We start from the raw sequence: 6251 nt of genomic DNA on the forward strand, positions 1-6251 counted from the left end.
TTAGAGGGTCAGGACACGGTACAATAGTGTCTGAAAAAGAAGGGAGTCCTGAGGACTCCCTTGAGGTGGCCGGAATAAAAGCTAAACTATTGAACCTTAGTCAGATTGATTTTGTGACGAAGCACTTTATCCATCTGAGAACTCATCCATGAGCTGTTCTTGCACGCCTCAGGCCAGTGATCAGGATCTTTTTTGCGCATTGAGAATTCCACAATGATTGTCGCCTTTGTGGCAGAAGCTTGAGTGATGTTAAAGCTTGTTGTGCGGAACACTTCACAAAGTTCGCCGTTATAGTTATCAGACTCTTCGCCAGTGAATGAGGCCGAGCCCGTATTTCCACTAGTGATCAATTCGCTAGAGAAATGACGGAAAGTCGGTTCGGATTTCCATTTGATTCCCCCACCACAGTCCGCCGTCTGGCACTTCTTATCCCCATCAAAATTAGCAGAGATCTTTGTCCAATCATCTTGATCGATGCGGCGAGCGCAAACATTACTTCCCCAGTTGTAAGCACGGAGACCGCCGCTGTTCATGGAGTTTATTATACAGCTTAGCTTGTCGGCGTTGTCAGGACTTGTGAAGCCCGCAACAAACTCTTGGCAGTTCGTGGCGGTGTCACACGTGGTGCTTTGAGTACTGCTGCCCATGCGTTGGCAGTTGGTGCGAGAAGGGTCATTTGAATCTGTCCACTTTTTAAACGGAGCCTTCAACAACATGTCGTCAGTGATCAGCTGTCTTGGATCAAACGCGGGATCACCGTAAGAAGTTTTCACAGTGTCTTTATAAGTGCCATCGATCGTCCATGAGGAATCAATAGTGATGCCTTCCTTGCCACCACAGTTGTCAAATGCAGCTTTGCTGGCCCAAAGAGAAAAGCCTCTTCGAACTTCAGCATCTTTGGTCGCAGAGAAGTTGTTGATGAAGAAAGACGCATTTGTCCATTCAGCCTGGCACTCTGCTTGATAGTCAGCACCTTCGTTAGCACAAGGGTGAACATAACCATTGGACTGATCGTCAACGACAGACGCAGACCAAATGCCGGTCATGTCAGCAAAAGCGGCGGCCTCAGTCGTGCCGTTGTCCACGATAGATGACGGGGTGACCACGGCCACAGAATAGCTACCGCCTCCTGGAAGACTGACGGTCTGAATAGAAATAGTGCCTAAGCTCAGTGACGTGGCATTGGCTCTTGGAGCATAACCCGTTTGTTGAGTGCTTCCTGAGCCAGAGAGAGCTGTTGAGTTGGCAAAGGCCAGAGGAATCGAAGGAATGCCATTGATATAGATCCAACAACCCAAAGCTGCGCCTTCAGCCATTCCGCTGATCGTAAAGCTGAACTTACCGTCGTCACCGATGGTGCCTTCACCAGCCACATTCGGACCTGAGCCGGGAGTACAGCGCATCACTTTTGTATCAACAAAGTAGGCACCCAAACTTGAATCCCATCCCAGTGGTTTGTAATTCATGATTGTCGGTGCGCTGACGGTTCCTGAAACTGTCAGTGATTTTGTGGGCTCCGTTGAGGGTGCAGCACTATCACTGCCGCCACCGCCGGAACACGCCGCCAGCATGGACGCCGTGGCAAGGCCGGTAGAGAACTTTATCCATTTTTTCATATAAAACTCCTCCTTAAGAAGTTGTTGTTTTGTAACAAGCAAAATCTTAGTTAGGACCGAGAAGGACTTTGAGAAATCCACGTTATTCTGGACTAAAGAGATTGAAGTGAGTTGCTCAAACTTTGAGCGGAAAGGCCTTTAAGTGACAAATTTAATTGAGTTATTTTAAAAGCAGGTCCGTTTTCTGTTTTTTGGGCGACGCAAGGGAAATTGGCGTTGAAAGCTTACACTGTAAGCGCAAAAAAAAGCCCTCTGTTTCCAGAGGGCTTTTTCAGAAATATTTTTTAAAGGTTCTATTTTTCGATCTTGATGTGTTTGATCACAACGGCTTCCGCCGGGCGATCCATCGGACCTGTTTTAGAGTTCTCGATAGAGTGAACCACGTCCATTCCTTCAACAACTTCACCGAAAACAGTGTGACGTCCATCCAACCAAGGAGTCGGAACAGTTGTCACGAAGAACTGAGAACCATTGGTGTTCGGACCCGCATTGGCCATAGAAAGAATTCCAGGTTTGTCGTGCTTTTGTTGGCCGGGAGTGAACTCGTCTTCAAAACGATATCCAGGTCCACCAGTTCCGTTGCCAAGAGGACATCCGCCCTGAATCATGAAATCCTTGATAACACGGTGGAAAACCAAACCATCATAGAAAGGCTTTTTAACTTTGCTTCCTGTTTTGGGATCGGTCCACTCTTTCGTGCCTTCCACCAAACCAACAAAGTTTTCAACTGTCTTTGGAGCTTTGTCGCTCAAAAGTTTAACTTTAAAATTTCCTTTGGATGTTTCAAAAAGTGCGAACATCTCTTTTCCTTTCTTCGCTGTTCCTTTAGCGGCTTTTTTAGTTTCCTCTTTGACATCAGTTTTTGCATCTGCGCGGAAGCTGAAGGCCGCTAATAAAAACGCACAGAGGTAGATCCAAAATACCTTTTTAATATCGATATTTTTCGACATTGTATCTCCTGACTTTTGTCTAACTCTCTTACTATTAGTGAGGCTGTCTGCGAGGGTCAAGTTCCTTCAAAACGGCAATATTGGCCGCAAAGATCTCAGAAACTTCTTGAAGAAGATCTTGGGGGGTGGATTGAAGCACTAAGGCAAGAGATTGAAAGGACTCATGATTTGGTTGCAGTTCAACGAGCGACTCTGACGCAACAAGCTGAAGCATCTGCTCAATCTGACGCAGTCGCCCGTAATTTTCACTCAGAGTGGTTCCAGGATCACCTAAAGTTGCGATGAAATCTTGCGTGTGAGATGAATCCGGAATGATCTTATGACCGAGCAAATAGGCTTGAGCCGCGAGTTCAATATCGATCAATCCCCCTTCACTGAATTTGACATTAAGTACGCCGGAGTTCGGTAAAAGTTGCAGGCGGATTTTCTCAAGCTCTTCCAGTTCATCCTTGGTGAGGCCTCGGTGAATGAAAGAGTGTAAAGGCAGAACATTTTGTGCCCCCCCAATCCAACGAGCCTTTGTATAAGCCTGTCGCTCCCACGCAGACGCTTCATGCGCAAGATAGTGGATCAGATCTTTAACGGGAATAACCAAGGGCCCGGCTTTTCCCGAAGGTCGCAAACGCATATCAATCGAATAAATATTCCCACCGCGATGAGGTTCGGTGAGTCGGGTGATAAATCGTTTTGCGAGCTTAAAATCGTTTTCCGTGGGCTCCTCAGGGACTACAAAAATAAAATCCAAATCGGAACGGAATCCCAGCTCTTGGCCACCCCACTTCCCCAAGGCCAAAATCTGAATTGAAGAGGGGTAATCTTTTTTCAGGGCCCCCAGCAAAGACTCAACGATCGAGTCGGCCGTGGAACTGAGGTGACTTAAAAGGGACGGAAGATCTTTGTCCTCAAGAAAAGCACTTCCATTGATCACTTCAGAGAGCAATCGTTTTTCCGCCATCTCTTCAAGCAGAGTTCCCAGATCTTCGGACATCTTATCTTGAGCCCGGTATACAAAACTATCTAAGAGCTCCGGGCGATTGCACAAAATGCGCGACAGATAGGGAGAGTGCCCGAAGAGCCAAGCCAACTCCTGTAAAAGTTCTTTTTCCCGAATAAGCATGGCAAAAAAACTCGCTTTGGCGCGAGTGCCATGAATGAAGTCCTTAAGTAACAAAAGGCCACGACGGATGTCGCCCTTTTGCTGCTGCAAAGTATCTAGGAAGTCTGCCAAAAAAGCTTTGCGGGCAAGTTCATCACGCCCTTTATTGCGCGACAGAACCTCTTGTCCCAAAATCTCTTGCCAGAGTTCTTTAAGATCCTCTTCGGGAAGATTGAGTTTTTTGATCTCATCTTCCAAGAGAAGATCCTTGGGGGCTTCCCCGAGGAGACTTTTTACGATTTGATCGCAACGTTTCATTTCATCCGGCAAACGGGTAAGAGCCTCAAGAATGAACTTCGGATGATCTTCTTGGGTTCTTAAAAGATGAGTTTGTTCGTCGTTCAAGGCTTGGACGTAATTTTCAAGCTGACGTAGGTTCCAATAATGAGTGCGCAGGAACTGAGCCTCTTCCTGAGGAAGAAGTCCTTTTTCCTCCAACAGCTTGAGGGCCTCCGTGGTTCCCTTGACTTGCAAACCGGGATCCCGGCCTCCGTGAATGACTTGCAGAGCGTGCGTGAAAAGTTCGACATCGCGAATTCCACCGACCCCGAGCTTCAGATCAATGACGTTTTCTTGTGATCGGGCCCAGTAATGGCCTTGAATTTTCGAGCGTAAAGTTTTGAGATCTTCTAAAAGAGTAAAATCCAGATGTCGGCGAAAAGAAAACTTCTTTGCAAAACTCATCACCTCATTGATGACAAGGGTCTCACCACAAAGGGGGCGCAGGCGCACAAAAGCCAAACGTTCCCAGGTTTCTCCGTAGTTTCCATAATAGTCCTTGAATTGATCCAAAGTGGGGACGAGAGGGCCTTGTTTTCCACCGGGTCGAAGATCAAAGTCCACGCGGAAGACAAACCCTTGTGAGGTTCTTTCGGTGAGAACCTTCTGAAACTTTCGAAGGCTTGAGAGACTCACTGAAGATTCATCTTGAGCAACTAAAAGAACATCGACATCAGAACTCAAGTTCAGCTCTTGAGATCCCAATTTTCCCAACGCGAAAAGGGCTATTTTTTGTTGAGCAAAGCAAAAATCAAAGGCTTTTTGCAGTAAGGCGTCTGAGGCCTGGCTCCACTCTTTACAGATTTTTTCTGAAGACTCCGAGTTGTTTTTAGCGCAAAGAGCGCTTCGAGACCAGATCTCGTTGCGCTCTTTTCTTAACTGATCCTCGAAGGATAGATTAGTCAATGTTGTTAGACCATTTAGGTTTGTAGTAGTTAAAGTTGTCGTTGGTAACACGACGTTCTTCGGTGCCATCTACCGTCGAGATATAGATCTGACTTTTTCCGGTGCGATTGCTTGTGTACATCACAAAACGACCGTCGGGAGAAAAAGAAGGATCTTCGTTGCTGGCCATGCGTCCGTTCGCTTTTTTTGCGGAAGTCAGGCGAATCATTCCCGTGCCATCAGCATTCATGACAAAGATATCGAAGTTGTTATCACTTTGCCCTGCAAAAGCAATTTTCTTCCCATCGGGTGACCAAGAAGGGGACGAGTTAAAGACCCCGGCAAAGGTGATACGCTTTACGTTGTTGCCATCGGCGTTGGCGGTATAGATCATGGGGCGTCCCGCGCGATCCGAAGAAAAGACCAATTTGCCATCGTTAGAAATATTAGGCTCCACGTTCATGGCGCCCGCAGGGCCGTTGGTGATTTTACCTACCAAAGTTCCATCCAAAGTCATCTTATAGATGTCAGGACTGGTGCCTTGTGAAATGGTCAGATAGAGATGGCGTCCATCGGGAGAAAAGGCTGCCCCAGAGTTGATCCCTTGCCGATAGGAAACCAGAGAGCGTTTGCCGGTCGTAAGATCTAAAAGAATCATGTCGGCATTTCTGAATTTGGCGCCCACTCTTTTGACGTAAGAAGTGTAGGCGACCTTCTTTCCATCCGGCGACCAGGCGGGAGAAATAGAGATGCTGCGATGGGAAGACACTTGATCCATATTGGCACCATCCCAATCCATCACGAAAATTTCTTTGGCTTGTCCGCCACCGCGGTCTGAAGAAGCCACCACGCGAGAAAGGAAGGGCCCTTCTTGTCCGGTGAGAGCTTTCAGAACGTCGTTAGAAAAAGTATGCGCAATACGACGGGCGCTGGAAAGAGGCCCCTTGTATTTCTTGCCAAGAACCAGATTGGCTCTTGGTACGTGATAAGTATAAGTCTCAAGAGTCACTTCGTTGCCTACAATCGAGTATCCAGCACGGATCAGGAAGTCGGCTCCAATCGCAGACCAGCTTTGGAACTTAAATCCGTTGGGTTGCCCAGGGGCTGGCATCAAGCCTGTTTTGCTGGTGTCTTCCAAAAAGGCACTTTGATTAATGAATTGGAAGTAAGAAGACACAGAAAGATCATTGGTGATGGTGTTAAATAGCTCAACGCCCACAGACTGATATTTCGAAGCCGTCGTGGGGGCGCCAAAATATTGCAGAGGAGGAAACGCCGCCAAACTTTTTTTGGTGCGAGCTTCTCCCAGTTTAATGTAGATTCCGTTTTCTTGGGCTTGCGCGAAAACAGGTGAAAGTCCAAGGA

4 protein-coding genes are annotated in these 6251 nt (G+C 47.2%); all 4 read right to left on the reverse strand.

Annotated elements, in window-relative coordinates; translation table 11 throughout:
* Window positions 1–86 precede the first annotated feature (86 nt).
* Complete coding sequence (locus ACM64D_RS10190) at window positions 87–1616, reverse strand: hypothetical protein (RefSeq protein ID WP_415063107.1); 1530 nt, start codon at window positions 1614–1616, stop codon at window positions 87–89.
* A gap of 293 nt (window positions 1617–1909) precedes the next feature.
* A complete protein-coding gene (locus ACM64D_RS10195; RefSeq protein WP_415063108.1) occupies window positions 1910–2566 on the reverse strand; it encodes a peptidylprolyl isomerase in 657 nt (218 codons plus the stop codon).
* 34 nt (window positions 2567–2600) lie between these two features.
* Window positions 2601–4976, reverse strand: a complete 2376-nt coding sequence (locus ACM64D_RS10200) for a glutamine-synthetase adenylyltransferase (RefSeq protein WP_415063109.1) — start codon at window positions 4974–4976, stop codon at window positions 2601–2603.
* Window positions 4900–6251, reverse strand: a 1352-nt coding sequence (locus ACM64D_RS10205) for a translocation protein TolB (protein WP_415063110.1), incomplete at its 5' end; no start/stop codon positions are given. The genes ACM64D_RS10205 and ACM64D_RS10200, both read right to left, overlap by 77 nt.

It is taken from the genome of Bdellovibrio sp. (assembly GCF_047637665.1).
Classification (GTDB): Bacteria; Bdellovibrionota; Bdellovibrionia; order Bdellovibrionales; family Bdellovibrionaceae; genus Bdellovibrio.

Coding starts and splice junctions, on each gene's coding strand:
- ACM64D_RS10190 (WP_415063107.1), bottom strand. CDS start 1,616: ATGAAAAAATGGATAAAGTTCTCTACCGGCCTTGCCACGGCGTCCATG.
- ACM64D_RS10195 (WP_415063108.1), bottom strand. CDS start 2,566: ATGTCGAAAAATATCGATATTAAAAAGGTATTTTGGATCTACCTCTGT.
- ACM64D_RS10200 (WP_415063109.1), bottom strand. CDS start 4,976: ATGGCACCGAAGAACGTCGTGTTACCAACGACAACTTTAACTACTACA.